Origin of the sequence: Streptomyces justiciae (assembly GCF_015163075.1) — a bacterium.
GTDB lineage: Bacteria > Actinomycetota > Actinomycetes > Streptomycetales > Streptomycetaceae > Streptomyces > Streptomyces justiciae.
Window position 1 is genome coordinate 73097 of sequence record NZ_JADDXU010000021.1, and the last position, 25938, is coordinate 99034.

Below are 25938 nucleotides of genomic sequence, written 5' to 3' on the forward strand. Positions count from 1 at the left end.
GTGCATGGATCCCTCCGGCCTCCCCGTAAGCCCTTTGGAGCAGGCGTTGCACGCGGCACGCGCCCTGGTGCTCGCCGATCTGGTCGCGGGAGAGGTCGCCGACGCGGACGTGGTGTCGCTCGTCGAGGAGTCCGTCGTCCAGCGCCGCTGGTGGGTGGAGCAGTGGCCGGACGGCGCGGACTTCGTGGCCGGGCTGGTCGCGCAGGACGTACAGGACGCGCTTCTTGAGCGGTACGGCCGCTGGCCGCTGTGCCCGGTGTGCGGGGCCGGTGACCCGCACGCGCTGGAGGTCGAGCCGGAGCTCGGGCCCGATCCGCACTGGGTGTGCCACAAGGCGGGCGTGAAGGTCGCGTCCGTGGGCGCGCTGGGCTCGGCGGCCGGCGGGGCGCCTTCCTCGTGACCGTCTACATCGACCCACCCGCCTGGCCGGGGCACGGCCGGATGTGGTCCCACCTGGTGAGCGACGTGTCGTACGACGAACTCCACGCGTTCGCCGACGGGTTGGGCGTCCCGCGCCGGGCCTTCGAACGCGACCACTACGACATCCCCTCGCACCGGTACGCGGACGTGGTCGCCGCCGGCGCGGTGGAGGTCAGCAGCCGCGAGGTGGTGCGGCTGCTGACGGAGTCGGGGTTGCGGCGGCCGAAGGGGCGCCCGGTCTAGGCCTCCCGGGTCAGGACGTACAGCCGCAGGCCCTGCTCGACGGCGTCCCGTTCCTCGTTCACCGTCCGCTCCTCCTCCACCGTCGCCCGCCGGAAACCGGCGCGGGCGACCACGCGCTGGGAGGCCGGGTTGTCGTGGTCGATCGTCGCGACCAGGCTCTTCAGGTCGTCCCTGGCCAACGCCCACTCGCTCAGCGCGCGCAGCGCCTCCGTGGCGTAACCCTGGCCGCGGGCGGAGGCGGCGAGGTCGTAGCCGACCTCGGCGCGGCCCTCCTCGTCCGGGGCGCCGTGGAAGCCCATGCCGCCGACCGCCTTGCCGTCCTCGCGGCGTACGAGGACGAAGACGCCCCACTCCGGCCGGTGCACGCCCGCCTCGTACGCCTTGACCAGCATCCCGGCGGCCTCGCGGGTGCCGTCGTAGGGGCCGTCGGCGACCCAGTCGTAGCCGCCGTCGCCGCCGAGGCGCAGGTCGGCGGCGGCCGCGGGGGTGAGGCCTTCCAGGGTGAGGCGGTCGGTGGGGAGGACGAGGTTGTTGTACCAGTCCCACTCGGTGACCGGGGCGCGGCCGGGCAGCTCGCCGCGGCCGGTGGCCCACAGCAGGGTGGGCCAGTGCTCGGGGCCGGGCTGGATGTGCGGAAACATGCGGGTGAGCACGAACTCGGCGAGTTCGGCCGGGGGTTCGTAGGCCAGGTTGAGGCCCTCGGCGATGTCGTGGGTGTGCAGCAGCACCTCACCGACGGCGAGCGCGGCGAAGCCCTCGGGGTTGGCGGAGTAGTACGGCCGCGGGTGATAGGCGCGGGCCCGGGGCGGCGTCACCCGGATCGTCGCGGTGAGCAACACCCCACCCCCCTCGATGAGTTGGAGCACGCGCGCGTTGTCCGTGCTGTCGTCGACGACGACATCGAACGGCCGGTAGGTGTCCTGCACCCGCCCGGCCAGCCGCCCCGCGTACACGATCAGGTCCTGCGCGATGTGCTGGGCCGTCTCCCGGCAGCTCCACTCGCACCGACCCGCCCGCACGCCGCCCCAGTCCCGTTCGACCGCGCTCCGCAGCACCGCGACGGCCCCCGCGACGGCCTCTTCCACCCGCTCCGCACCCCTGTTTGCCATGAGGGCAGGCTATGAGGCCGGTCTGCTCAGGGCGACAGCATTTCCAGCTCGGCGGCGAGGTTGTAGCGGGCGGTCGCCTCCCACTCGGCCGCCCCGTACGGCGTCCGGAACAGCCGGGGAAGGTCGAGGAGTTGCCTCAGGACCGCCGAACGGCCCTCCCGGAAGGCCTCGTTGGGGACGAAGTGGTACTCCTCGCGCACGGCGGCCGTGTACGCGGCGTACGCGGAGGGCGGGGCGGCGAGGATCGCGAGGTCGGCGTCGCACAGCACCTGCCCGTCGCGGTCGTCGTCGGCGGGGTCGTGGGTGACGGTGAGCCGCACGAGCCGGGCGACCTCCGCGGTGGTCGCCGACGGGACGCCGGCCTCGGGGAGGGCGCGCTCGGCGAGGCGGGCGGAGCGTTCCTCGTTCGTGGACCGCTCCGGCAGATACACCGCGTCATGGAACCAGGCGGCCAGCCGTACGGCGTTCGGATCGTCGGCGTACTCCTCCAGTACGTCGATCCGGTCGAGGACCGCCGCCAGGTGTTCCACGGTGTGGTACCGGCGCTGCGGCTCCTGCCAGCGCCGCAGCAGGTCGTCGGCGTACCGGTGCGGGGAGATGGCGCAGGAGTCGTCGGCGCGTGCCGCGAGCAGCGCGCGCAGCCAACGGGAACGAAGGTCGTCGAGATCGGCCATGGCCTCATTGTCCCGCCTTCCGCCTCCTGGCAGGTTGGGCGGCATGACTACTGCTGACGTACGCGACCCCGAACTGCCCGGCCTCCTCCTGACCACCGAGCGCGACGGCCTGATCCCGCTGCTGCGGGCCCGCCCGGACGCCGACTTCGCCCTGCCCACGGCCGGGTGTCCCGGCTGGACCGTCCGGGACGTGCTGGCGCACTGTTCGTCCGCGCTGATGAGGGTCGTGGAGAGCCGCTTCGAAAAGGGCGTCTTCTCGCCGGAGTCGAACGACCGGGACATCGCCGAGCGCGCCGAATGGACGAACGCGCAGGTCGTGGACGAGCTGGAGCGCGGGATGACCGAGGCCGGGCCGGTGATCGCCAAGGCGGGCGGGGTGCTGGACATGGTCGCGCTGGGGGAGTGGGTGCACGGCGGGGACGTACGGGATGTGTTCGGGGAGCCGGGGGCTTACGCGGGGCCGGGGCTGCCGCATGCCCTTGTGTTGTTGTCCCGGATCACCCGGGAGAAGGGCAGCCTGCCGCTCCACGCCGACCTCGACGACGTCGACGAGCCGCTCACGCTGGGCGCGGTGTCGGGCGAGCGGACACCGGCCCGGTTCATCGGGGACGCCGCCACGCTCGTACGGCTGTACGCGGGGCGTCCGGTGGAGGGGCGGGCCTTCGAGCTGGCGGGGGCGGAGGCGGCGGAGCTGAACATCTTCTTCTGATTCTTCTGAGGGGCTGGCGTACCCTGAGATTGGACTAGACCTGTCACCTACGCCTACGAACGGGGTCCCATGAGCAAGCGTGCAGTCCTCGAGGTCATCGCCCTCGACGCCGAGGACGCGATCGCGGCGCAGGCCGGTGGCGCGGACCGGCTGGAGCTGGTGACCGACATGGCGGCCGACGGTCTGACCCCGTCCGTGGCGACCTTCACCGTGATCCGGGCCGCCGTCGACATCGACCTGCGCGTGATGCTCCGCCTGACGGACGGCTTCGCGGCGGGAGACGTCGACCGGCTGGTCCGCACCGCCGGCGAGCTGCGCGCGGCCGGCGCGGACCAGTTCGTGCTCGGTTTCCTCGACGCGGAGGGCGGCGTGGACCTGCCGGCCGTGGAGCGGCTGGTTGCTGAGCTGGACGGCTGCCCGTGGACCTTCCACCGCGCCCTCGACCACGCCGCGGACCGGGACGCCTTGCGCAAGCAGCTGGCGGACCTGCCGGGCCTGGACACCTACCTCACGGCGGGTTCACCGAAGGGCGTGGAGACCGGCCTCCCCACGCTCCTCGCGGAGGCGGAGAGGGCGGGGGAACCGGGGTACGAGCAGCAGGTGCTGGTGGGCGGGGGCTTGGGGCTGGAGCATGTCCCACACCTCCTGTCGGCCGGGATCCACGGCTTCCACATCGGAGGGGCGGCCAGGCCGAAGGGCTGGGACCACCCGGTGTCGGCGAGGGCGGTAGAGGACTGGCGCCGCGCACTAGAGGGCCTTTAGGGGCGCGGGGCTGTATCAATGTGCGGCTCCGCCGCGCGGGCGCGCCCAGCCCCCACCAACAAGAACCACTGCTGCTCAAAGAAACCAGCACCGGCGGACACGGCCAACGCGCTCGGCAGCGTGCGCAGCGTCCAGGGCCTAGGCGAGCTGGGGCGGCAGCGGGGCCGTGTGGGTGACGATCAGGCCTGATACCGCACGGGTGAGCGCCACGTACAACCGCCGCAACCCCGTCCGCTCATCGGGCTCGCCGTCGACGACCGCCTGCGGCTCGTCGAGGACGACGTAGTCGTACTCCAGGCCCTTCGCGAGCGAGGCGGGGACGAGGGTCAGCCTGGTCTCCTCGGTCGTCTCCTCACCGGGCGCGAGGTAGCCGATGCCCGCCGCGTCGAGCGCCTCCGCCAGCGCCGGGACGCGGGCGTCCGCCGCGATCAGGCCCGTCGAGCCCTCGTTGCGCAGCAACTCATCGCAGGCGGCGACCACTTCGGCCGTGTCGGTGATCGCGCGGAGGTCGAAGAAGCCGGGGTTCTCACGGACCGACGCGACCGGGGTGAGGCCCGGCGCGATGTGCGGGAGCAGCCGGGAGGCGTACGTGATGACGTCCGTCGGCACGCGGAAACCGGCCGTCAGCTCCTCGATCACGCCGTCCGACTTGCCGAGGTGGGCGAGCGCCTCGTCCCAACTCCGGGTCGCCCAGGGCGTGGTGCCCTGCGCCAGGTCGCCGAGGACGGTCGCGGAGCCGGTGGTGCAGCGGCGGCCGACCGCCCGGTACTGCATGGGGGAGAGGTCCTGCGCCTCGTCCAGCACCACATGTCCGAGCGAGTGCGTGCGCTCGACGACGTCCGTCGCCTCGTCGATCAACACCGCGTCCGCGGCCGACCACTTGGCCGACTTCACGGACCGCGCCGGCTTCGCCCACAGGATCGTCTTCTGCTCGTCCTCGTCGAGGACACCGTCCGCGTGCGCGGCGAGGAAGTCCGCGTCCGTCAGCAGCCGCAGGACCAGCTTCGCCGGGTCGACGGGCGGCCAGATCTGTTTCACGGCCGCCTTCACCGCCGTATTGCGGGCCACCGCGTCCTGCACCCGGTCGTCCGGCGCCTCGCCCGAGCGCTCCATCTGCACCAGCACGGCGTGCGCGATGCGCTGCGGGAGGGCGTCGCGGGCGGCGCCGTAGCGGATGTCGCGGTCGAGCAACTCGCGGACGATGTCCTCCAGTTCGTACGCCGGGACCCGCCACCGCCGTGACCCGCGCACGACCACGACCGGCTCGGTCGGCATCGTGACGTGCGAGTAGACGGCCCGCCGGATGACCTCCGCCATCCGCGCGTCGCCCTTGATGACCGCGGCGGCCGCGTCGTCCGTGCCGCGCACCTCGACGCCCTTCGCCACCAGGTCGTCGACCGTGGCCTGCTGCACGCTCAACTCGCCCAGCGCGGGCAGCACTTGCTCGATGTAGTGCAGGAAGGACCGGTTCGGCCCGATGACGAGGGTGCCGGTGCGGGCGAGCCGGTCGCGGTGGGCGTACAGCAGGTAGGCGACCCGGTGCAGACCGACGGCCGTCTTCCCGGTCCCCGGTCCTCCCTGGACGCACACCGTGCCGCCCAGCCCCGACCGCACGATCTCGTCCTGCTCGGGCTGGATCGTCGCGACGATGTCGCGCATCGGACCCACACGCGGCCGCTCGATCTCCTGCTGGAGGAGCTTGCTGGTGGTGGCCGCCTCGGCGGGGTCGGAGAGGTGCTCGTCCTCGTACGCCGTGATGTCACCGCGCGTGTAGCCGAAGCGGCGGCGCAGGCCGACGTCCATCGGGTCCTTCTTGGACGCCCGGTAGAACGGCTGCGAGACCGGCGCACGCCAGTCGATGACCATCGGGTCGCCGTCGTGGTCGTGGACGTGCCGCCGCCCGATGTAGAAGCGCTCGCCCTCCGCGCCCTCCGCCTGCTCGGCGCCCGGTGCGTGCAGATAGTCGAGGCGGCCGAAGAAGAGCGGGGTGTCGCTGAGGTCGGCGAGGGCCTTGATGCGCTCGTTGATCTGGCGTTCCAGGATCTGGGCGTTGACCCAGTTCGCGGTGACGTCCTTGATGTCGAGGGACTCGACGTCCTCACGCATGGCGCGCAGGGCGGCACGGGACTCGGCGAGATGGCCGCGCTCGCGGCCGAGGGGGTCGTCCAGGGGCGCGGGGTCGTCGACGGACGTGGACAAGGGGGTGCCTCCGAAGGTGCTGCGGGCTGGGTGGCTGCTGCTGCGAGGTACCGACCGGTTTCCGTCCGGGCGGCGGCGCTCCGTCGAGGGAGGCGGGCAAGAGCGGAGATTCTAGGTGAGGGAGGTAAGAGGCCGCCAACGGATTTCCACGGACCCGGACCCCATGGATTTCCACGGGCCCGGACCTCATGGATTTCCACGGGCCCTGCCCCATGGATTTCCGCGGGCCCTGCCCCATGGGTTTCCGCGGACCTGGACCCCTAGGGGATGCGGCCCTACGGCCCCTACGACTCAGGTATCACAGCAAGTCGGGACCTTGGGCCGATGCCCTCCTTATGCCTCGAAAGCCACCATGGAGACATGAGTGCAGCGACCATCACCCCAGCCCCCGGTCGCCCGTCCGGAGCGACCTCCCTCACCGACACCCACCCCACCCACCGCCTCGGCGACACCCTCCGCGCGATACGCGTCTTCGCCGGCGCCGCGTTCGAGGTGATCATCCTCGGCGAGTACGGCGAGGAGGCCGGCGTCCGCCGCAGGCGCTAGGCCGTCAGCCCCCGCCCTGAGCCCTCCGCCCCTCAGCCCTCCGCCAGCAGTTCGTCGGCGTCCACGATCCGGTAGGCGTACCCCTGCTCCGCCAGGAACCGCTGCCGGTGCGCGGCGAAGTCCTGGTCGATCGTGTCCCGGGCGACCACCGAGTAGAAGTGCGCCTGGTGCCCGTCCGCCTTGGGCCGCAGCACCCGCCCCAGCCGCTGCGCCTCCTCCTGCCGTGACCCGAAGGTGCCCGACACCTGGATGGCGACCGTCGCCTCGGGCAGGTCGATGGAGAAGTTCGCGACCTTGGAGACGACGAGGACGCTGATCTCGCCCTCCCGGAAGGCGTCGAAGAGCTTCTCGCGCTGCGCGTTGGGCGTCTCGCCCTTGATGACCGGCGCCCCGAGGTGCTCCCCGAGTTCGTCGAGCTGGTCGATGTACTGCCCGATGACGAGGATCTGCTGCCCGGCGAAGCGCCGCACGAGCGCCTCCGTGACCTTCCGCTTCGTCGCGGTCGTCGCACAGAAGCGGTACTTCTCCTCCTGCTCGGCGGTGGCGTACGCGAGCCGCTCGGAGTCGGTCAGGTTCACCCGGACCTCGACACAGTCGGCGGGCGCGATGTAGCCCTGCGCCTCGATCTCCTTCCAGGGCGCGTCGAACCGCTTGGGCCCGATGAGCGAGAAGACGTCCGACTCCCGCCCGTCCTCGCGGACGAGGGTGGCCGTGAGGCCGAGCCGCCGACGCGCCTGGAGATCGGCGGTGAACTTGAAGACGGGCGCGGGCAGCAGATGCACCTCGTCGTAGACGATCAGCCCCCAGTCCCGGGAGTCGAACAGCTCCAGGTGCGGATAGACGCCTTTACGCCGGGTCGTCAGCACCTGGTAGGTGGCGATGGTGACGGGCCGGATCTCCTTCTTCGTCCCGCTGTACTCGCCGATCTCGTCCTCGGTCAGCGAGGTCCGCTTCACCAGCTCGTGCTTCCACTGCCGGGCGGAGACGGTGTTGGTGACGAGGATGAGCGTGGTCGACTTGGCCTGCGCCATGGACCCGGCGCCGACAAGGGTCTTCCCGGCCCCACAGGGCAGCACCACGACCCCGCTCCCGCCGTGCCAGAAGTTCTCCACGGCCTGCTTCTGGTACGGCCGCAGCGCCCACCCGTCCTCCGCGAGCTCGATCGGGTGCGCCTCGCCGTCGACGTACCCGGCGAGGTCCTCGGCCGGCCAGCCCAGCTTCAGCAGTGTCTGCTTGATCTGTCCCCGCTCGGACGGATGCACGATGACGGTGTCCGGATCGATCCGCGCTCCGACCAGCGGCGCGACCTTCTTCGACCGCAGGATCTCCTCCAGCACCGGCCGGTCGGTGGTCGTCAGCACGAGCCCGTGCGCCGGGTGCTTGGAGAGCGTCAGCCTTCCGTACCGGTCCATGGTCTCGGCGACGTCGACGAGCAGCGCGTGCGGCACCGGATACCGGCTGTACTGCACGAGCGCGTCGACGACCTGCTCGGCGTCGTGCCCGGCCGCCCGCGCGTTCCACAGTCCGAGCGGCGTCACCCGGTACGTGTGGATGTGCTCCGGTGCCCGCTCCAGCTCCGCGAACGGCGCGATGGCCCGACGGCACTCGTCGGCCTGCTCGTGGTCGACTTCCAGGAGCAGGGTCTTGTCCGACTGGACGATCAGCGGTCCGTTCACGTACGCACTTCCCTTCCGCACGGGCCAAACGTCCAGTGTGCCGCATACCGGCGGGAACCGATCGGGGCGCCTGTGCAACCTCCGCCCCCGGTTGTCTGTCTAGTCGGTCGGGGAACCGGCGGAGTGAGGAGCACGCGGTGTCGGTGGTCAGGTGGGGGGTCGGGCTCGGGGCCACGGCGGTGCTGGTGGCCACGGGGGCGTGGGTGGTGTGGCCGCAGGACGTCGACAGCGACCTGTGGCACGAGATACGTCCGGCGATAGAGGCCCGCCTCGTCGCCGAGTCGCACGGCACGGGGTACGGCGAGAGCGTCCCGGAACTCGGCGCGCGATGGTTCTGCCACGCGGAGGCGCTGGAGCTGGACGAGCGCGACGGGGTCGTGAGGGCGGGCGTCGACACGCTCTGCATGGAGTACGGCGTCCAGGCACACTCCCTCGTGGAGTGCTCCGGCGCCCACGTCCCGCAGGTGCTGCGCCTGGAACGGGACACGGACGCGCCCGGCGGCTACCGGATCGTCTCGCAGGAGGAACCCCCCGACGGGGCGGGCTACACGGAGTGGACCCACGCCCACTTCGGCCACTTCACCCGCGCGGAACTCGACGACACCCTCTCGGCCACGCCCCTGGAGGCGGCCGCCCGCACCCACTTCGGCCTGGCCGCGGACGCCCCGGTGAGCGACTGTTAGCAGCCTGGGCCCAGCCGCCCAGCCGCCCAGCCGCCCAGCCGCCCAGCCGCCCAGCCGCCTAGTCGTCGGCGAGTTCGGCCACCCCCGTGATCCGGTGCAGTGGGTACGTCCGTACCTCGTCCGCCGTGTGGTCGTACGCCGTCACGAAGCCGCCCTCCACCCGGACCGGGGCGATGACGCGCTGGCTGGCGGCGCCCTCGGCGTTGACGTAGCCGATCCACAGGGCCTCGCCGGTGAGGACGGCGGCCTGCATGGTGGCGAGGGTCTCGGCGGAGCTGGTGCGCGGGAGTTCACCGGTCGGGCCCGTCGACGGGGTCTGCTTGCGCGGTGCCGTGGAGGCCAGGTCACCGGCCCGGATCGCGCGGATCGCCGCCGCCAGCAGCGTGGCGTCCGGCACCGGCGGGCCGTCCGGCACCGGCTCGGGGGCGGTGCGCGGCGGGGTGCGGTGGGCGTGGGCGCGGGCGATCAGGACGTCGCCCTCGGCGGACTCGGCGGCAGGCGCGAACCCCATCGAGCGCAGCCCGTCCAGCAGGGCGGCCGGGTCGGCCTGAGAGGCGAGGACCGTGGGCGCCAGGCGCCGTAGCCCCAGCCCCGCGGCCCGCTTGTCGGCGAGGATCTCGTTCAGCACGGCGTCGTCGTCGCAGCGGACGTACGCGGAAGCCGCGCCGACCCGTAGGTGCCCGTGCTTGCGGGCCACGTCGTCGATCAGATAGGCGAGCGGCTGCGGCACCGGCGTACGGGAGTGCGCGGTCAGGAAGGCGTGCAGGTCGGAGGCGGACTGCCCGGCGTCCAGCGCCCGCCGCACCGAGCCCGGCGTGAACCGGTACACGGTCGCCCCGCCCTTCGACTCCACGTCCGCGAGCACCCCCAGCATGTCGGCGAGCGGCCGCCGCAACGGCCCCGGCGCCACCGCGGTCAGGTCGGCCTGGAGCAGCACATGATCGAGCGGCTCGGGCAACAACGGCGCGAGCAACCGCCCGGCAGCCGCGACGGCGACGGCCTGCTCGGCGGCGGAGAGGGGTTCGGGGTGGGGTGCCGGTACGGGGTGATGGTGCACGGGGAGCTTGTCGCCGGGTCCGGTCGGCTCGTCGGGTTGCTCCGGTTCTTCCTCGGCGGCCCGGACGGGGGCGGCCGCCGCCCCCAGCAACGCCCGCCCGTGCGCCGACAGCGCTCCGCGCCCGGTGACGCCCAGCAGCTCGGCCTCGTCCAGCGTCCAGCGGGCGAGCCGCGAACGCAGGTCGTCCTCGCGGCGCTGCGGCCGTTCCCACCGCAGCCGTGCCAGTACCGACTCCGCCGTCGGTGCCGCTCCCTCCGGGAGGCCCGCCAACAGCGTCAGTACCCGGTGTCGTACCTCCGACGCGGCGCTGCGGTCCAGGCCGGGGCCCAGTGCCGACAGTGTTCGTTCCTTCGCGTCCCGGCCGCCGACCAGGCCGGCCGTGCGGGTCGCCGCCAGCCACGCCTCCGCGAGCCGTGCCCAGCGCTCGGCGGGGGGCTGTTCCAGCCACTCGTCGTACGCCGGGGTCGCCGCGTAGCGTTCGTCGGCCTCGCCGTCGGAGGCCAGGAGCCCGGCCGCGTAGGCCAGTTCGACCCAGAACGCGGCGACCGGCTCGGGCACGTCGAGGGCGACCGCCGTCCGCTTCAGGTCCCGCACGCTCAGCCCGCCGGCCCGCAGCACCGCGGGCCCGCCCTCGTCCCAGTCCTTCAGCAGCTCCTCGACGGTCGCGAGCGCGGTGTACGCCTGTCCGGCCGCCGTCGCGTCCACAACCTGTGGACGGTACGAGGCCGCCGCCTCCACGACCGGCGGCACCGGCTCGGTCGCCCGGTGCGCGAGCCCGCCCCGCAGATGCAGCGCGACCTCACGCGGCAGGACGACCGTCCCCGGCGCTGTCGGCAGCAGCAGCCCGAGGTCGAGCAGCCGCCGCAACCGAGGCGCCGGATCGGCGGTGACCTGCCCGTACGGCGGCCCCCACACCAGCCGCCGCAGCACGTCGAGGGACTCCTCCGGCAGCCCGCCCAGCAGCTTCGTCATCCGCTTGCGGTCGGTGAACAGCCCGGTCAGCGCGGCCACCGCCGACACCGAGTCGTGCGTGGACGGCAGCCCGGCCGCGGCCACGATCTCCTGGATGCGCCCCGGGGACATCCCCGCCGACGCCTCCTGCACGGTCGGCCCGAGCCCCGTCGGCGACGGATGCTGCGGCGAGGGCGCGAGCAGCTCCCGCGCGGTCCGCACCAGCCGCAGCCGCGCGTCCTCGCCCCACACCAGCGCCTGCTCGCGCAGCGTGCCCAGCGCGCGGGGCAGCGCGGCGGCGACGGCGCGGTCCCCGGCGTCCCCGGCCATCAGCCCGAGCAGTTCCTCGTACGACGCCGGGTCCCCGGCCACGGCCAGCGCCTCCGCGGTCTGCAACGCGAACCGGTCCAGGCGTTCGAGCGCCCGCACGACCGAGGCACGCGTCCCGGCACGGGTGGCGAGCTGGGTGAGATCGGTCGGGACGGGGGTGATGAGGTCGGGGCGGGCCCGCAGCAGCAGGGCCAGGGAGGCGTCGTCCCTGGCCCGGAGGGCTTCGGCGAGGGAGCGGGGCGGGGTGGCCGGGGTGCTCATCCGACCCACGGTATCCGGTCGGTACGACGGTGAGGTGTGGCTCGGTGGGTCGCAACCCGCCCCGGCGGCACGACCGTACGCGGCTACGTCGGCCGCCCCGCGCGCGATACCGTCACTCCGGGGTTTCAACGCGCCGCCCCCCGGAGGGACTTCGTGGGTATCGAGAGCGATCAGGTCGTCTACGAGTATCTGAGCCGCGTCGGCGACGTCGCGCAGCAGCGGCAGTTGCCGTCCGGCACCCGCATGCGCCTCGTCTCCGAGCTGCGCAACGAGATCGACCGGCGCCGCGCCAAGGCCCCCGTGGACAGCCCCGCGGCCGTGCGCCGCATCATCGACCGGCTCGGCAGCCCCGACGAGGTCGTCACCGCGGCCGGCGGCGCCCCGCAGGCCGCGTCGGTGCCCGCGCCCACCCCCACCGCCGTACCCGTGCAGCGGGACCGGGACGTGGCGGAGCCGCGCCCCAAGGGGCTGCGCCGGATCATCCCCAAGCCCCGCCCCGCCGAGACCCCCGAGGCCGATGACGAGGCCCCGGCCCCGCCGCACCTCGCCGGCGCGGCCGAGCTCGGGAACAGCACGCTGCCGCCGGACTGGTGGCGGGGGGAGGACTCCCCGTTCGGCGCCGGCGAGAGCGTTCCCGGTTTCGTCGGCGGCGTGGAGATCCCCGAGCTGCTCAAGCCCCCGCCGCCGAAAGAGGCCCCTCAGGCCCCGAAACCGCCGGCCGAGAAGGCGGCGGAGGAGGCGGCGGAAGAGGCCGCCGAGGAGGCCGCGGCCCCGCGCCGCCGTCGTCTCTTCGCCCTCCCGAAGGGCAAGTGGACCAACCCCCTCCTGCTGCTCGCCGCCGGCTGCCTGGTCGTCGGCGCGGTGATCGGCAACCTCGTCGTGCTCCTCGTCGGCTGGCTCATCGCCTACGCCTCCCGGCGGCTCACCGACACCGAGACCAAGTGGGCGGTGATGTACCTGCCCGGCCTGGCGCTCAGCGCCGGGATCGTGTGGCTGTGGGGCAGGAACGAGGGCCGCTGGGGCGACCCCGTCGCCGAGGGGCAGATGAACGCCGCGGTCGCCGACACCTGGCCCTGGGTGGTGCGGGGCGCGGCGGTGGCGTCGGCGCTGTTCGTGGTGTGGCGCTCGCAACGGCAGCGCTAGGAGAGGCCCACGGCCCGCTTTTATCCGCTGTCTGTCCGTCGTACCGTCCGGGCACAATGGCCCATATGGCCTCTACACCCATCACCGCCGCCCCGACCGTCGGCTTCGACCTGGACATGACCCTCATCGACTCCCGCCCCGGCATCCACGCCTGTTACGTGGCGCTCGCCGAGCGGACGGGGACGTACATCGACGCCGACCTCGCGGTCTCCCGGCTCGGGCCGCCGCTGGTGGAGGAGATCGCCCACTGGTTCCCGGCGGAGCGGGTGGCGGAGACGGCCGATCTCTACCGGTCGATGTACCCGGCGATCGCCATCGCCGCGACCCCCGCGATGGCCGGCGCCCGTGAGGCCATCGCCGCCGTGCGCGCGGCGGGCGGGCGCGCGATCGTCGTGACCGCGAAGTACGAGCCGAGCGCCAAGCTGCACGTGGAGCACCTCGGGCTCGCCCCCGACGCGGTCATCGGCGACCTGTGGGCCGAGCAGAAGGCGGTGGCGCTGCGCGAGCACGGGGCGTCGGTGTACGTCGGCGACCACCTCGGGGACGTGCGCGGAGCGCGTACCGCCGAGGCGCTCTCGGTCGCCGTGGCGACGGGCCCGTGCAGCGTGGCGGAGCTGACGGAGGCCGGCGCGGACGTGGTCCTGGGCGACCTCACGGAGTTCCCCGACTGGCTCGCCGATTACCTCTCGGCGGCCCGCGCCTGACGCCGCCCCGCCGCGACCGACCGCAGCACCCCGGCACCGGCGATCAGGAAGCCGACGCCCATGAGCATGCTCAGTCCGAACATGTACGTCGGAAAGGGCGTCGTACCGAGCAGGAACGGGGCCACGGTGACCAGAGTGGCCACGGCACCGACGAAGAACACGACGGCTCCGGCACGGATCAGTCGGTCGCCGGGCTCGGCGGAATTCGTTTGGGTTTTGTCACGCACCGGACCAGGGTAGTTCCCTGCCCGAAGGAACAACCGGGCGACGTCTTGTCACCGGCCCTAAGACCATTAGCCTTGGTACCGGCGGGTCCGACGACCCGCCCCAGTGCTATCAAGAGCCGTTTTCAGAAGCAGTTTTCCGACGAGTACGAGGACGAGGAACAGACGTGCCTACCGGCAAGGTCAAGTGGTTCAACAGCGAGAAGGGCTTCGGCTTTCTCTCCCGCGACGACGGCGGTGACGTCTTCGTCCATTCCTCGGTCCTCCCCGCCGGAGTCGAGACACTGAAGCCGGGCCAGCGAGTGGAGTTCGGCGTCGTCGCCGGACAACGCGGTGACCAGGCCCTTTCGGTCGTCATCCTGGACCCGACCCCGTCGGTCGCGGCCGCCACCCGAAAGAAGCCGGACGAACTGGCCTCCATCGTCCAGGATTTGACGACCCTCCTGGAGAACATCACGCCGATGCTGGAGCGCGGCCGCTACCCCGACAAGGTCGCCGGAAAGAAGATCGCCGGCCTGCTGCGCGCGGTCGCCGATCAACTCGACGTATAGAAGACGTACGGAGACCACGTACGGAACTGGTGGATTTCTAGGGGAATTCCAGTGCGTTCGGGCCGAGGGGCGGCACCAGCCCCTCGGCCGCCGCACGCGTCAGCAGACCCCTGACCGCGGCGTACCCGTCCGCGCCGAGATCCGCCGTGAACTCGTTGACGTACAGCCCGATGTGCTGGTCGGCGACGGCCGGGTCCATCTCCTGGGCGTGCTCCATGACGTACGGCCGGGACACCTCGGGCTCGTCCCAGGCGGCGCGCACGGAGTGGCGGATGGAGTCGGCGAGCCGCGTCAGCGTCTCCGCGCCCAGCGACCGCTTCGCGATGATCGCGCCCAGCGGGATCGGCAGCCCGGTGGTGTCCTCCCAGTGCTCGCCCATGTCGGCGAGCTTGTGCAGCCCGTAGTTCTGGTACGTGAAGCGCGCCTCGTGGATGACGAGCCCGGCGTCGACCTTCCCGTCCCGCACGGCCGGCATGATCTCGTGGAACGGCATGACGACGATCTCGCCGACCCCGCCCGGCAGCGTGTCCGCCGCCCACAGCCGGAACAGCAGATACGCCGTCGACCGCTCACTCGGCACCGCGACCGTCCGCCCCGTCAGATCGGCGCCCGCCTCCCGCGTCAGCACCAGCGGCCCGCAGCCCCGCCCCAGCGCCCCGCCGCAGGGCAGCAGCGCGTACTCGTCGAGGACGTACGGCAGCACGGCGTACGACACCTTCAGCACATCGAACTCACCACGCTCGGCCATGCCGTTGGTGAGGTCGATGTCCGCGAACGTGACGTCCAGCGCGGGCGCGTCCGGCACCCGGCCGTGCGCGAGCGCGTCGAAGACGAAGGTGTCGTTCGGGCAGGGGGAGTAGGCGATGTCGAGGCTCATACCGTGTTCCAACTCTCCAGTACGGGTGCGAGCTTCCCGAAGCCCTCGGTCAGTGCCTGAAGCGCGTCGCCGATCCGCCAGGCGGCGCGGTCGCGCGGGCCGACGGGGTTGGAGACGGCCCGGATCTCCAGCACGGGCACGCCGTGCAGCGCGGCGGCCTCGGCGACGCCGAAGCCCTCCATCGCCTCGGCGAGCGCGGTGGGGTGACGGTCCTTCAGGAGGGCGGCGCGGGCGGCGGTGCCGGTCACCGTGGAGACGGTGAGGACGGCTCCGGCGCGGGCGCCGGTGGCGCCGACGACATCTCGTACGAGTGTTTCCGGCGGACGGTGGGTGACGGTCCCGAAGCCGAGTTCGGTGACCGGCAGGAACCCCTCGGCCGTCTCGGCGCCCAGATCGGCCGCGGTGATCTCGTCGGCGACGACGAGCGACCCGACGGGCGCGTCCGGCTGGAAGCCGCCGGCGATCCCGGCGGAGACGACGAGGCCGTAGGGGGCCGCGGCGAGGGCGGTGGCGGTCGCGGCGGCGGCGAGCGCGGGACCCACCCCGGCGGCGATCACCTCGACGTCCGCCCCCGTCAACGCGCGAGCCACCGCGTCCCGTTCGACCGGGACCGCGGTGGCTACGAGGATGCGCATGACGTACGACGGATCAGGCGTCGGCGTTGTGGAGCTTGAAGTTCCAGACGCCCTTGAACTCCTTGCTGGTGCCCGCGCTCTTGGGCTTGTCCTGCTCGACGATGCTGATGTACAGCGTCTTCGGCGCGGCCTGGCCCTGCTGGTCGGCGAAGAGGTCGACGCCCTGGAACGAGTAGTACGTCTTCTTGTAGACGTTCGTGACCTGCTGGCCGTTGATCCACAGGGCCCAGCCGGTGTCCGCGATCTTCGGGTCGACGCCGATGCGGAGGGTCTCGCTCTGGGAGACCTCGATCGAGTCGGACGCCTTCTTCAGGGCGCACTTGGTGGCCTTCTCCTGGCCGAGGTCGTCGCCGTCCTCGTAGCAGGTGGCCTCGGCGCTGATGGAGTTCTTGCCGACCGTCACGGTCGCGCGGGGCGTCGGCTTGTCACAGGCCGCCAGGACGAGCAGTCCGGCGGAAACGGCGCCGGCGACGGCGACGGCGCGGCGGCGTCGCACAGCGGCTTGCATCGTGGTCATGGCCGAAGGCTATCGGGCAGGTGCGACAGTCTCTTTATGCGGGGTACGGCGTGCCCTGTTCGTTACGCCACGCGCGTGCGCGGAGTGCCCCCGTGGCGGGCCGATCCGAGCAGCCCCTTCACCGTCGTCAGCCAGCCCGTGGCGATGACCGCGGCGGCCACCGCCAGGCCCAGGGTGCCGTTGAGGGGCATCACGATGCCGACCGCGCCGCCGAACACCCAGGCCATCTGGAGCATCGTCTCCGAGCGGGCGAACGCCGAGGTGCGCACCTGTTCGGGCACGTCCCGCTGGATCAGCGCGTCCAGGGACAGCTTGGCGAGGGCCAGCGTGAAACCGGTGACCGCGGTGAGGACGGCGACGAGGAACGCGCCGAAGAAGATCGCCGCCGTGATCGCCGTACCGAGGACGACCGCGAGGACGGTCACGATGATGATCTCCGGCGCGCGGGAGCGCAGCCCGGCGCCGACCGCCGTGCCCAGCGCGTTGCCCACACCGGCCGAGACGGCGACGATCCCGAGGGAGACGGCCGCGCTCTCGCCGGTCAGGGGGTGCTCGCGCAGCAGGAAGGCGAGGAAGAAGGTCAGGAAGCCGGACAGCCAGCGCAGGGCGGCGTTGGCGCCGAGGGCGTGGGTGACGGCGATGCCGACGGTCCGCAGGCCCGGGCGCTTGACCGGCTGGCGGTGAGGGCCGTGCAGATGCTTCTCGTCGGCGGCGAGCAGGGCGACGTCCTCGCCCTTGGCGGAGTCGACCTTCGGCGGCAGCGTGAAGGACAGGAAGGTCCCCGCGACGAAGATCACGAAGGCGCCGTAGAGCGGCCAGCGCGGCCCGAGCGCCTGGAGCCCGGCCCCGATCGGGGCGGCGATGCCGGTGGCGAGGAGCCCGCCCAGCGTGACCCGGGAGTTGGCCTTGACGAGGGAGAACTTGGGCGGCAGCAGCCGGGGCACGACGGCGCTTCTCACCACCCCGTACGCCTTGGAGGAGACCAGCACCCCGAGCGCCGCCGGATACAGCTCCAGGCTGCCGGTGACGACGGCCCCGGACAGGACCAGGGCCAGCAGCGCCCGGGCGAGCATGGCACCGGCCATGGCGGCGCGGCGGCCGTGCGGGAGCCGGTCGAGGAGCGGGCCGATCACCGGGGCGAGGACCGTGAAGGGCGCCATCGTGATCGCGAGGTAGAGGGCGACACGCCCGCGGGCCTCGTCGGTCGGGACGGAGAAGAACACGGTCGAGGCGAGCGCGACCGTGATCATCACATCGCCCGCGCCGTTCACACCGTGCAGCTCGATCAGCTTGCCGAGGCCGGATTCCCCCGCCCCGTGCGCGTGCGTGGCCTTGCGGATGCCGCGGGCGGGCCCGGACACCGGGAAGTGCAGGGCGCGCCCGACGGAACGCAGGGAACCTCGCGTCCTGCCGTTGCCCTTGATCCCGGTGGCCCCTTGGGGCGTCTTCGCGGCTGCCACGACGTTCATAGTGCCCCGAGTGAGGCGTTCGTAGTGCGGTTACCGCGCGTATGTCCGTGCTTTCGTGAGGTGCTTTCACGAGGTGCCGAGCCGGACGGGTGGGGGTAAACGTCCCGTCGGTGTAGGCCGTACGCACGCGAGCAGGTAGCGTGCGTATCTCAGCCATCCCGCAGAATGGATGGACAGGTGCGCCCGAGTGCGAGCGGGCGCGGACGTCGACGCGGTCCCTCGGTCCGCTCCGTCCGCCCGACCGCGCTTTCAGGCAGGCGCACCGACGAGACGGCGTAGGAGAGAAGCGATACCTGTGAGCGCAGCGACCACGCGAAGCCGCACCCCCGACCGCCTGTGCGCCGAGGCCGTCGACCTCGCCCGCGCCGCAGCCGAGGAGGCGGCGGCTCCCGGCGTGGTCGGGGAGCACACCGGTGCGGTCTCCGAGGGCGACCGTGTCGTCACGCACTTCTTCGAGTGCAAGGAACTCGGCTACCGCGGCTGGCGCTGGGCGGTGACGGTGGCGCGGGCGTCGCGCGCGAAGGTCGTGACGCTGGACGAGGTCGTCCTCCTCCCCGGCCCGGACGCCCTCCTCGCCCCCGAATGGGTCCCGTGGAGCGAGCGCCTGCGCCCCGGTGACATGGGCCCCGGCGACCTGCTCCCCACCGACGCCGAGGATCTCCGCCTGGAGCCCGGCTACTCCGGCGAGGACGAGCCGATCCCGAACTCGGCGGTCTCGGAGGAGATGGCCGAGCTGGTGGAGGCGGAGGACGCGGAGGTGACCGCGGGCACCCCGTCGAACCTCCCGGTGGCCCCCGCGCGGGGCACGATCGCCGCGATCGCCGAGGAACTCGGCATGCGCCGGGCCCGCGTCCTGTCCCGCTACGGCCTGCACAGCGCCGCGGACCGCTGGGAGGAGGCGTTCGGTTCCAAGACCCCGATGGCCCAGGCGGCCCCCGCCACCTGCGTCAGCTGCGGCTTCCTCACCCCGATCGGCGGCTCCCTCGGCCAGGCCTTCGGCGTCTGCGCCAACGAGTTCGCCCCGGCGGACGGCAGGGTGGTGTCCCTGGCGTACGGCTGCGGCGGCCACTCGGAGGCAGCGATCATGCCTAAGCCGCCCCGCCCGGCCCCCCCGGTGATCGACGAGACCAAGGTCGACGCCTTCCCCCTCCGCCCGGCGGCGGACTCGGGCTCGGTCCCGGCGGTCCCGGACGAGGACTCGGCGGAGCTGGGACACTCCTGAGAACGCCGTGCGCCTCGCGGTGAGCAACGCGAACGCCGGCCCCGGATGGCTTCCGGGACCGGCGTTCTTGTAAGGCCGCTTACTGCACGTCGACGAAGTCACCCGCGGCGGAGACCGCCGGGGTGGTCGTGGTGCCCGCGAAGGCGTAGCGGAAGTAGCCGTCGGTGGAGGCGGTGACGGTCGTCTTGAGGTTGCCCGTCGAGTTGGTCTTGATCGTCTTCACCGTGGTGTAGGTGCTGGTGCCCTTCTTGCGGAACTGCAGCTTCACCGGCTGGTTGGTGTACCCGTGGTACTCGTTGTCCTCCCAGTTGGCGCGGGAGAGCTTGCCGGTGACCGTGATGGTCTTGCCCTTGCGGACCGGCTCGGGCGAGGCGTTGACCGTCAGCTTGGAGTAGCGCTGGACGAGCGTGGTGCCCAGGTCGCCCTGGATCGCGGTGTCCTCGGTGGTGTAGTTCAGGGCCAGCGCCCCGGCCTTCCACGTGCCGGCGTCGGAGTTCAGCAGGTCGCCGTCGCCGGGGTAGATGTCGATCAGACCGGCGCAGTCGGCGGTGGTCGCCGAGGTGGCCGTGCAGGTGGCCGCCTCGTAGCCGAGGAGGACGTTGACCGGCGCGTCGAGGGTGCCCTTGTAGATGAGCGGGCCGTTGGCGAAGTCCTCGGACGTGATGTCCACGTCGGCGCCGTGGGTCAGCGTGTAGGTGACCTTGGTGGAGACGTGGTTGCTGATGCCGACCTTGACCGCCTTGGCGATCTTCAGGTTCGAGAAGGAGACGTCCAGCTGCGCGGCGTCGGACGCGGCGAAGGCGGACTTGCCCGAGACGGCCTGGACGGCGGCGTCACGGTACGAGGTGCTGTTGTCGGCCTGCGCGGCCGGGACGGCCAGCGCGGAGAGGGCCAGGGCGCCGGAGACGGCGGCCACGGTGGCGCGAATACGCATGTGTTTCCCCAGAGGAGAGAGGGAGTACGGAGATTTACTGCACGTCGATGTAGTCACCCGTGGCGTTGACCGCCGGGGTGGTCGAGGTGCCCGCGAAGCTGTAGCGGTAGTAGCCGTCGGCCGACGCGGTGACCGTGGTGCTCAGACCGCCCGTGGAGGTGGACTTGATGGTCTTGACCGTGGTGTAGGTGCTGGCGCCCTTCTTGCGGAACTGCAGCTTCACCGACTGGCCGGAGTAGCCGGAGTACTTCTCGGCGTCCCAGTTGGCGCGGGTCAGCTTGCCGGTGACCGTGATGGTCTTGCCCTTGCGGACCGGCTCCGGGGAGGCGTTGACGGTCAGCTTCGACAGACGCTGGACGAAGAAGCTCTTGGCGTTCTCCTTGATGACGTAGTCGGCGTCGTCGCCCGTGGCGATCGCCCACGTACGCCAGGTGCCGGCGTGCTTGTTGAAGACGTCGTAGCCCGCGTCCAGGGTGTAGCTCGCCTTGCAGTTCGACTTCGTGGCGGAGACGGCGGTGCAGGTGGCGCGGCCGTCGCTGCTGTTGGCGAGGGCGCCGGCGTCGGAGCTGTCGATGTCCGCGCCGTGGTAGAGGATCGCCTCGGCGTAGTCGACGCCCGAGTTGTCGGTCACCGTGAAGGTGACGTTGAAGGTCTTGGTCCCCGTCGCGCTGATGACGACCGGCTTGCCGCCGTTGACCACGACGTTCGAGATCGCGGTGTCCCCGTGGACCTCGTCCGCCTGCGCGGCCGGTACGGCAAGAGCGGACAGTGCCAGGGCGCCGGTGACGACGCCGAGGGTGGCACGCATGCGCATGTGTTCCCCAGGTCGAGAAAGGGGCCCGGACGGAGGTCGTCCCCCACGGCTCGTCTCCACGCCTGGGCCCAAAGTGATCAGGGAGTCTGTTGACTCAGCTGATCAGATTCGTGGCGCATGGGAATGGTTGTACGGCTGGTAAGAAATTTGTGCGGGAATTTTCAAGATCGGCCGAGCGGCTCCGCCCGCTCAGCCGAGCTGCCCCGTCCGTCTCAGTCGAGCCGCCCCGTCCGGCTCAGTCGAACCACCGGTCCCGCGCCAGTTCCTCCGTCCGCGACGGGTCCTCCAGGAGTGCCGCCACCTCGAACCGTCGCGGCCACTGCCCCGCCGCCCAGGCCAGGCCCGCCGCGACCCCTTCCAGGGTCGCCGCGTGGAGCACCCCGTCGCCGGTCAGGCGCCAGTCGATCTCCACGCCGTCCACGACGAGCTCCTCGTGCTCGACGTAGGAGGACGGGGTCCGTGCACCCAGCAGCACCCGCACCGACTCCGGTACGTCGTGCTCGGTGCCCTCGGAGTCCACCGACCCGGTGACGGACTCACTGAGCCGCCGCACCTGGAACAGTTCGGCCAGCTCGGCGGCCCGGGCCGGCCGGACCGGCAGCAGCGGCACCCCGTCGGTGAAGGGCAGCAGGTCGGGCGAGTCGACGACCACCGCGTCGGCGGCGTCCACGACCTCGACGTGACCGTCCACCACGGCCCGCAGCTCGTCGGGGAGGGTGACCTGTTCCGGGTCGAGGTCGGCCAACGCCCCGTAGAGGGCGTGCAGTTGCGCCCCGCTGACCTCCCGCTCGGGGTCGGCCAGGCGGTCGAGGAGCTCCGCCGCGCCGCCCGGCTCGTCGAGCAGCGCGGCGACCGACGTCCGTACGCCCAGCGCCCGCAGCACCTGCTCGTCGTCGAACCCGGTCGCGTCGGCCTCGTCGTACAGCCCGCGCAGGAGCGGGTCGCCGCCGGCCGCGAGCAGGCCCGCCGGGCGGCGGCCGTCGAGCACCGGGTGTCCGCGCAACCACCATGCCGTGTACGGCCGTACGACCTCATGGGTGCCGTCCGGGAGCAGGACGCGCACCTGCTGGGTGAGCGCGTCCCGCAGGGGCGGCTGGGCGAGGAGCGCGAGGGCCTGGGGCCAGCGTTCCTCGTCGACGAGTTCCAGGTCCCGTACGGCGACCAGCTCGGTGGCGACCGGCGGGACCGGCGAGTCGGGGAAGCGGTCGAGGACGTCCTCGCTCCACACGTCCACGGCGTCCAGCAGCCCGGCGTCGTCCGGTTCGGCGAAGTCCCCGTCGCGCGGCTCCAGTTCGTCCGGGTCGAGGACGACGTCGGTGGCACGGATGAGGGCGAACGTGGCGAGGACACCGCAGGCGGCCAGCGGTTGTTCGCCCCAGCGTTCGGCCAACTCCGCGTCCACGGTCGCGAGTTCACCCTCCCGCATGACCTGGTGGAACGGGCTGCCGGGGAAGACCAGTTCACCGGCGGGGGCGGGCTCGCCGTCCTCGTCGGGGAGGGCGAGTGCGCCGAGCCAGGGCTCGTCACCGGGTTCGAGGCCCGCGTCCCGCACCAACGCCAGGACGGTGTCGGCGAGTTCGTCGGCGTCGAGGGTGTCCTGCTCCCAGTCGAGCCCGCCCTCGTCGTCCAGCGAGGCGGCGACGGCGGCCCGCACCTGGGGGGTCGTGAGGACGGCTCGCGGGGACGCGGGCAGCGCGCCGAGCTTCTCCAGCAGCGGGTGCGCGCCGTCGGGATGCGCGACCTTCAGCCCGAGCCGGGCGAGCGTCTCCGGCTCGACCGAGGCACCCTCGGACGTGGGCAGCAGCACCTGTCGCGGCCCGATGGTGGTCCGTCCGTCGGCGAGCGGCACGGGCAGTCCGGACAGCCGGTCCGGGTCGACCCCGGCGAGGCTGTCGTAGAGCCGCCGCCACCAGCCGGGCTCCTTCTCCAGCCCGGCGAGCCGGTCGACCGCGTCGGTGAGCGGGACGCGGGCGACGCCCAACGTCCGCAGTTCCACACGCCGTTCGAGTCCGGCGGGGAGCAGGGTCGGCAGCACTTCCGCCAGCACCTGGACGGTCTCCGCCCCCGCGCCCTCGACGACCTCGGCCTCCCGCGGCCGCAGCGCCTCGGGCAGTTCGTCCGTGGGCTCCAGGGCGGGCGGCAGGAAGGCGGTGCGCGGCAGCCGCTCCAGGATGGCGTGGCGCAGCGCGCCGTCCAGCTCGCCCTTGCCCAGCGGGCCGGGCACGAGGTCGATGATCCCGGACGTCACCGGCCGCCAGGCGGCGAGCAGTTCGGTGTACGCGTCCGCCGCCCGCTGCACCAGGAAGTCGGTCAGCGGGCCGGGGGCCGCGTGTCGCCGGGTGGGGTCGAGGGGGAAGGAGGCGATGAGCAGGGCGGGGACGCCGAGGGGCTCGTCGCTGGGGGTCGGGGCGTGCACGACGGGGTTGGTGCGGGGCCGGACGGGCGCACCGTCCGCGTCCACCGGCACGGCCCAGGTGACCGACCAGTGCGGCCGCAGCCGCTCCTCGACGGGCCGGTCGGCGAGCAGGTCGGCGGTGAGCGGCCCGTGCCCGGAGACGACCCGCCACGTGGTGGCGCCGGTCTCCCCGTCCCGCGTGTCCTCTACGACGACGAAGGCGCCGTCGGTGCGGCGGCGCAGCGTGCGGACGTCGGCGCCCGCCTCGATCACGACCTCCTCCAGGCCGGGCAGGGCGAGGAGCAGGGCGTCGTCGACGGCGCGCAGCAGCCGCTCGGCGAGGTCGGCGGCGGCCGTGTCGCGCAGCGGGAGGATGACGGCGGTGTCGTAGGTGTCGGGGGCGGTGCCCTCGGCGGCGAAGGGGAGCCGGAGCAGCGGGACGTGCCCGTCGCGCCGCCGGATCTCGTCACCGAGGCCGGGGCTGTGCCGGGCAGTCTCGGCGGCGTGGTCACGGGCCTCGGCGAGGGACCACCGCACGCCACCATGCCGGCCGACGACGGCGGGCTCGTCGGTGACGGCGAGGACGGCCGCGAACCCGACGCCGAACCGCCCGACCGAGGGGGCGCCGGAAGCGGTGTCCCGCTTGGCGGAGGCGCGGAGGGTGGAGAGCGACTCGACACCGGCGGCGTCCAGCGGGGCACCGGTGTTGGCGGCGACGAGGACGCCGTCGCGGAGGGTGAGCCGGAGGCGTCCGGGCACCCCGGCCCTCGCTGCCGCGTCGGCGGCGTTCTGGGCGAGCTCGACGACGAGCCGGTCCCGGTAGCCGCCGAGGACGAGATCCTCCTCGGCGTTCGCGTCCTCGCGGAACCGGGCGGGGCTGGTGGCCCAGGCGTCGAGCACGCCCCGCCTGAGACGGGCGGTCCCGAACGGGTCGGCTCCCTCGGCTGCGGGCCGCACGAACTTGCTCACGATGACTCTCCTCGTCTGCGTGCGACGAAGGTACCGCGAGTTGGTCTTGGGGCCCTGACGGGATCTCCCGTCAGGGGGATCGGCGCGAGGTCAGCGGGTGGCGGACTCGGCGGAGGGAGGCGGCGGACTCAGCGAGGGTGGCGCAGCCCCGCGACGAGAAGCCCGACCATCCGGCGCGCGTCGTAGCGGGGGTCGGTGTCCGCGCCGATGCACAGGTTGCCGACGCCGCGCATGAGCTCGTAGGCCGTCAGGTCGGAGTCGATCTCGTCGGCGGTGGACGCGGCGTCGAGGAGCTCGGCGCAGACGGGGACGAGCCGGTCGAGGAAGTAGGTGTGCAGGGCCTCGAAGTCGGCGTTGCCGGACTGGAGGACGGCGGCGAGGCCGTGCTTGGTGACGAGGAAGTCGACGAAGAGGTCGATCCACTGGACCAGAGCGTCGTACGGCGTCGGCCCCGCCGCCAGCAGGGCGGGCCCCGCCTCCACGCAGGCCTCGATCTGATGCCGGTAGACAGCGATGACGAGGTCCGCGCGGGTCGGGAAGTGCCGGTAGATGGTGCCGAGCCCGACCCCGGCCTCGGCGGCGATGTCCCGGACCGGCGCGTCGACGCCCTTGGCGACGAAGACGGCGGCAGCGGCGTCGAGCAGCGTCTCCTGGTTGCGCCGGGCGTCCTTGCGCCGGGGCGGGGCGGAGGGCCGGGTGGCGGGGTCGCGGTCGTTCACGGGCTCACGGTACGGCATGACGCGGCACCCACATGCAGAAACGGAACATGGTTCCGTATCGTCTTGCACGGCAGATCCGGAACACAGTTCCGCTTTTCCAGCTGAGGAGTGACCATGCAGTACCGCACCCTGGGCCGCACCGGCGTACAGGTCAGCGCGCTGGCGCTCGGCGCCATGAACTTCGGTGCGATCGGACGCACCACGCAGGACGAGGCCACCGCCCTGGTCGACCGGGCGCTGGAGGCGGGGGTGAACCTGATCGACACCGCGGACTGGTACGGCGCCGGCGAGTCGGAGGAGATGGTCGGCAAGGCGATCGCGGGCCGCCGCGAGGACGTCGTACTGGCCACGAAGGCGGCCATGCCGATGGCGGAGGACAAGCCCAACCACCGCGGCACCTCCCGCCGCTGGCTGACGAAGGCCCTGGACGACAGCCTGCGCCGGCTGGGCGTGGACCACGTCGACCTCTACCAGATCCACCGCTGGGACCCGGAGACGAGCGACGAGGAGACGCTGGCGGCCCTGACCGACCTCCAACGCGCGGGAAAGATCCGCTACTTCGGCTCGTCGACGTTCCCGGCGTACCGGATGGTGCAGGCGCAGTGGACGTCCCGCGAGCTCCACCTCGCCCGCTACGTCACCGAGCAGCCCAGCTACTCGATCCTCCAGCGGGGCATCGAGGCGGACGTCCTGCCGGTGTCGGAGGAGTACGGGCTGGGGGTGCTGGCGTGGAGCCCGCTGGCGTCGGGATGGCTGACGGGAGCGGTCCGGGAAGGCCGTGAGGTGACGACCAACCGCTCGGCGTTCATGCCGGACCGCTTCGACCTGAGCCTGCCGTACAACCGGGCGAGGCTGGACGCGGTGGAGAAACTGACGAAGCTCGCGGAGGAGTCGGATCTGACCCTGATCCAGCTGGCGCTGGGCTTCGTGACGGCGCACAGGGCGGTGACGAGCGCGCTCATCGGCCCACGCACGCCGGAACACCTGGAGTCACAGCTGGCGGCGGCGGAAACGGTGCTGCCGACCGCCGTACTGGACGAGATCGACAAGATCGTGGCCCCCGGCACGGACCTGGCCCCCCACGAGAAGTTCAACACCCCGCCGGCGCTGCTGGACCCGACCCTGCGCCGCCGCTGAGTGACACC

At 72.5% G+C, this 25938-nt stretch carries 25 protein-coding genes; 11 read left to right on the forward strand and 14 right to left on the reverse strand.

What is annotated here, in order from left to right; genetic code table 11:
* Positions 1-4: 4 nt before the first annotated feature.
* Entirely contained in the window at positions 5-400 is a 396-nt protein-coding gene (locus IQ210_RS39770; protein WP_194084145.1) for a hypothetical protein, read from the forward strand.
* Positions 397-663, forward strand: a complete 267-nt coding sequence (locus IQ210_RS39775; protein WP_194084146.1) for a DUF4031 domain-containing protein — start codon at positions 397-399, stop codon at positions 661-663. The genes IQ210_RS39770 and IQ210_RS39775 overlap by 4 nt, the downstream gene beginning before the upstream one ends.
* Here the strand turns inward: IQ210_RS39775 and IQ210_RS39780 are convergent.
* Positions 660-1772, reverse strand: coding sequence for a GNAT family N-acetyltransferase (locus IQ210_RS39780; protein ID WP_228049331.1), 1113 nt, complete (start codon positions 1770-1772; stop codon positions 660-662). The genes IQ210_RS39775 and IQ210_RS39780 overlap by 4 nt on opposite strands.
* Before the next feature lie 26 nt (positions 1773-1798).
* Positions 1799-2446 carry an HD domain-containing protein gene (locus IQ210_RS39785; protein WP_194084147.1) on the reverse strand — a complete coding sequence of 216 codons (648 nt, stop codon included), beginning with the start codon at positions 2444-2446 and terminating at the stop codon, positions 1799-1801.
* A gap of 43 nt (positions 2447-2489) precedes the next feature.
* On the opposite strand from IQ210_RS39785, the gene IQ210_RS39790 reads away from it, so the two are divergent.
* Both IQ210_RS39790 and IQ210_RS39795 read left to right on the forward strand, forming a co-directional pair.
* Positions 2490-3155, forward strand: a complete 666-nt coding sequence (locus tag IQ210_RS39790) for a maleylpyruvate isomerase family mycothiol-dependent enzyme (RefSeq protein WP_194084148.1) — start codon at positions 2490-2492, stop codon at positions 3153-3155.
* A 69-nt stretch (positions 3156-3224) separates the two neighbouring features.
* Positions 3225-3917 carry a copper homeostasis protein CutC gene (locus IQ210_RS39795; protein ID WP_194084149.1) on the forward strand — a complete coding sequence of 231 codons (693 nt, stop codon included), beginning with the start codon at positions 3225-3227 and terminating at the stop codon, positions 3915-3917.
* A gap of 138 nt (positions 3918-4055) precedes the next feature.
* On the opposite strand, the gene IQ210_RS39800 is transcribed toward IQ210_RS39795, so the two are convergent.
* Entirely contained in the window at positions 4056-6116 is a 2061-nt protein-coding gene (locus IQ210_RS39800; protein WP_194084150.1) for a HelD family protein, read from the reverse strand.
* A gap of 360 nt (positions 6117-6476) precedes the next feature.
* Here IQ210_RS39800 and IQ210_RS39805 point away from each other — a divergent pair, with 360 nt between their 5' ends.
* Positions 6477-6662, forward strand: coding sequence for a hypothetical protein (locus tag IQ210_RS39805; protein WP_194084151.1), 186 nt, complete (start codon positions 6477-6479; stop codon positions 6660-6662).
* A 32-nt stretch (positions 6663-6694) separates the two neighbouring features.
* On the opposite strand, the gene IQ210_RS39810 is transcribed toward IQ210_RS39805, so the two are convergent.
* Complete coding sequence (locus IQ210_RS39810; RefSeq protein ID WP_194084152.1) at positions 6695-8338, reverse strand: DNA repair helicase XPB; 1644 nt, start codon at positions 8336-8338, stop codon at positions 6695-6697.
* Positions 8339-8475: 137 nt separating this feature from the next.
* Between IQ210_RS39810 and IQ210_RS39815 the strand changes: the two genes are divergently transcribed.
* Complete coding sequence (locus IQ210_RS39815) at positions 8476-9021, forward strand: hypothetical protein (RefSeq protein ID WP_194084153.1); 546 nt, start codon at positions 8476-8478, stop codon at positions 9019-9021.
* 58 nt (positions 9022-9079) lie between these two features.
* Here IQ210_RS39815 and IQ210_RS39820 read toward each other — a convergent pair whose 3' ends face one another.
* Complete coding sequence (locus tag IQ210_RS39820; protein ID WP_194084154.1) at positions 9080-11620, reverse strand: helicase C-terminal domain-containing protein; 2541 nt, start codon at positions 11618-11620, stop codon at positions 9080-9082.
* A 153-nt stretch (positions 11621-11773) separates the two neighbouring features.
* Here IQ210_RS39820 and IQ210_RS39825 point away from each other — a divergent pair, with 153 nt between their 5' ends.
* Positions 11774-12763 (forward strand): hypothetical protein, encoded by a 990-nt coding sequence (locus tag IQ210_RS39825; RefSeq protein WP_194084155.1) that lies wholly within the window; start codon positions 11774-11776, stop codon positions 12761-12763.
* A gap of 65 nt (positions 12764-12828) precedes the next feature.
* Positions 12829-13467 carry an HAD family hydrolase gene (locus IQ210_RS39830; RefSeq protein WP_194084156.1) on the forward strand — a complete coding sequence of 213 codons (639 nt, stop codon included), beginning with the start codon at positions 12829-12831 and terminating at the stop codon, positions 13465-13467.
* Here IQ210_RS39830 and IQ210_RS39835 read toward each other — a convergent pair.
* Positions 13443-13694: a hypothetical protein gene (locus IQ210_RS39835; RefSeq protein ID WP_194084157.1), complete on the reverse strand. Its 252-nt coding sequence runs from the start codon at positions 13692-13694 to the stop codon at positions 13443-13445. The two genes, IQ210_RS39830 and IQ210_RS39835, sit on opposite strands and share 25 nt — an antisense overlap.
* A 164-nt stretch (positions 13695-13858) precedes the next feature.
* Between IQ210_RS39835 and IQ210_RS48355 the strand changes: the two genes are divergently transcribed.
* Positions 13859-14242, forward strand: coding sequence for a cold-shock protein (locus IQ210_RS48355; protein WP_059195867.1), 384 nt, complete (start codon positions 13859-13861; stop codon positions 14240-14242).
* Positions 14243-14279: 37 nt separating this feature from the next.
* On the opposite strand, the gene IQ210_RS39845 is transcribed toward IQ210_RS48355, so the two are convergent.
* From IQ210_RS39845 to IQ210_RS39860, 4 genes are all read right to left on the reverse strand, one after another.
* A complete protein-coding gene (locus IQ210_RS39845; protein WP_194084158.1) occupies positions 14280-15119 on the reverse strand; it encodes a 1,4-dihydroxy-6-naphthoate synthase in 840 nt (279 codons plus the stop codon).
* Positions 15116-15754 carry a futalosine hydrolase gene (locus tag IQ210_RS39850; protein ID WP_194084159.1) on the reverse strand — a complete coding sequence of 213 codons (639 nt, stop codon included), beginning with the start codon at positions 15752-15754 and terminating at the stop codon, positions 15116-15118. Before IQ210_RS39850 ends, IQ210_RS39845 begins: the two co-directional genes overlap by 4 nt.
* A 13-nt stretch (positions 15755-15767) precedes the next feature.
* Positions 15768-16271 (reverse strand): hypothetical protein, encoded by a 504-nt coding sequence (locus IQ210_RS39855; protein ID WP_194084160.1) that lies wholly within the window; start codon positions 16269-16271, stop codon positions 15768-15770.
* A gap of 62 nt (positions 16272-16333) precedes the next feature.
* Positions 16334-17731: an MFS transporter gene (locus IQ210_RS39860; RefSeq protein ID WP_256780153.1), complete on the reverse strand. Its 1398-nt coding sequence runs from the start codon at positions 17729-17731 to the stop codon at positions 16334-16336.
* A gap of 304 nt (positions 17732-18035) precedes the next feature.
* On the opposite strand from IQ210_RS39860, the gene IQ210_RS39865 reads away from it, so the two are divergent.
* Entirely contained in the window at positions 18036-18962 is a 927-nt protein-coding gene (locus tag IQ210_RS39865) for a DUF3027 domain-containing protein (RefSeq protein WP_194084162.1), read from the forward strand.
* Between the two features lie 79 nt (positions 18963-19041).
* Here IQ210_RS39865 and IQ210_RS39870 read toward each other — a convergent pair whose 3' ends face one another.
* The 4 genes from IQ210_RS39870 to IQ210_RS39885 form a co-directional block, all read right to left on the reverse strand.
* Positions 19042-19896 carry a hypothetical protein gene (locus tag IQ210_RS39870; RefSeq protein ID WP_194084163.1) on the reverse strand — a complete coding sequence of 285 codons (855 nt, stop codon included), beginning with the start codon at positions 19894-19896 and terminating at the stop codon, positions 19042-19044.
* A gap of 34 nt (positions 19897-19930) precedes the next feature.
* Entirely contained in the window at positions 19931-20710 is a 780-nt protein-coding gene (locus IQ210_RS39875; RefSeq protein ID WP_194084164.1) for a lipocalin/fatty acid-binding family protein, read from the reverse strand.
* A 235-nt stretch (positions 20711-20945) separates the two neighbouring features.
* The gene (locus IQ210_RS39880) at positions 20946-24074 is read right to left on the reverse strand and encodes a sacsin N-terminal ATP-binding-like domain-containing protein (protein ID WP_194084165.1); all 3129 of its coding nucleotides are present in this window, start codon (positions 24072-24074) and stop codon (positions 20946-20948) included.
* 128 nt (positions 24075-24202) lie between these two features.
* Positions 24203-24793, reverse strand: a complete 591-nt coding sequence (locus tag IQ210_RS39885) for a TetR/AcrR family transcriptional regulator (protein WP_256780156.1) — start codon at positions 24791-24793, stop codon at positions 24203-24205.
* A 114-nt stretch (positions 24794-24907) separates the two neighbouring features.
* Here IQ210_RS39885 and IQ210_RS39890 point away from each other — a divergent pair, with 114 nt between their 5' ends.
* On the forward strand, positions 24908-25930 hold the full coding sequence (locus IQ210_RS39890) for an aldo/keto reductase (protein WP_194084167.1): 1023 nt from the start codon (positions 24908-24910) through the stop codon (positions 25928-25930).
* The last annotated feature ends 8 nt before the right edge of the window (positions 25931-25938 follow it).

Bases quoted from the DNA above. Each gene is read 5' to 3' on its own strand.
- IQ210_RS39770 (WP_194084145.1), top strand. From the start codon at position 5: ATGGATCCCTCCGGCCTCCCCGTAAGCCCTTTGGAGCAGGCGTTGCAC.
- IQ210_RS39780 (WP_228049331.1), bottom strand. From the start codon at position 1,772: ATGGCAAACAGGGGTGCGGAGCGGGTGGAAGAGGCCGTCGCGGGGGCC.
- IQ210_RS39785 (WP_194084147.1), bottom strand. From the start codon at position 2,446: ATGGCCGATCTCGACGACCTTCGTTCCCGTTGGCTGCGCGCGCTGCTC.
- IQ210_RS39790 (WP_194084148.1), top strand. From the start codon at position 2,490: ATGACTACTGCTGACGTACGCGACCCCGAACTGCCCGGCCTCCTCCTG.
- IQ210_RS39795 (WP_194084149.1), top strand. From the start codon at position 3,225: ATGAGCAAGCGTGCAGTCCTCGAGGTCATCGCCCTCGACGCCGAGGAC.
- IQ210_RS39805 (WP_194084151.1), top strand. From the start codon at position 6,477: ATGAGTGCAGCGACCATCACCCCAGCCCCCGGTCGCCCGTCCGGAGCG.
- IQ210_RS39820 (WP_194084154.1), bottom strand. From the start codon at position 11,620: ATGAGCACCCCGGCCACCCCGCCCCGCTCCCTCGCCGAAGCCCTCCGG.
- IQ210_RS39830 (WP_194084156.1), top strand. From the start codon at position 12,829: ATGGCCTCTACACCCATCACCGCCGCCCCGACCGTCGGCTTCGACCTG.
- IQ210_RS39845 (WP_194084158.1), bottom strand. From the start codon at position 15,119: ATGAGCCTCGACATCGCCTACTCCCCCTGCCCGAACGACACCTTCGTC.
- IQ210_RS39850 (WP_194084159.1), bottom strand. From the start codon at position 15,754: ATGCGCATCCTCGTAGCCACCGCGGTCCCGGTCGAACGGGACGCGGTG.
- IQ210_RS39855 (WP_194084160.1), bottom strand. From the start codon at position 16,271: ATGACCACGATGCAAGCCGCTGTGCGACGCCGCCGCGCCGTCGCCGTC.
- IQ210_RS39870 (WP_194084163.1), bottom strand. From the start codon at position 19,896: ATGCGTATTCGCGCCACCGTGGCCGCCGTCTCCGGCGCCCTGGCCCTC.
- IQ210_RS39875 (WP_194084164.1), bottom strand. From the start codon at position 20,710: ATGCGCATGCGTGCCACCCTCGGCGTCGTCACCGGCGCCCTGGCACTG.
- IQ210_RS39890 (WP_194084167.1), top strand. From the start codon at position 24,908: ATGCAGTACCGCACCCTGGGCCGCACCGGCGTACAGGTCAGCGCGCTG.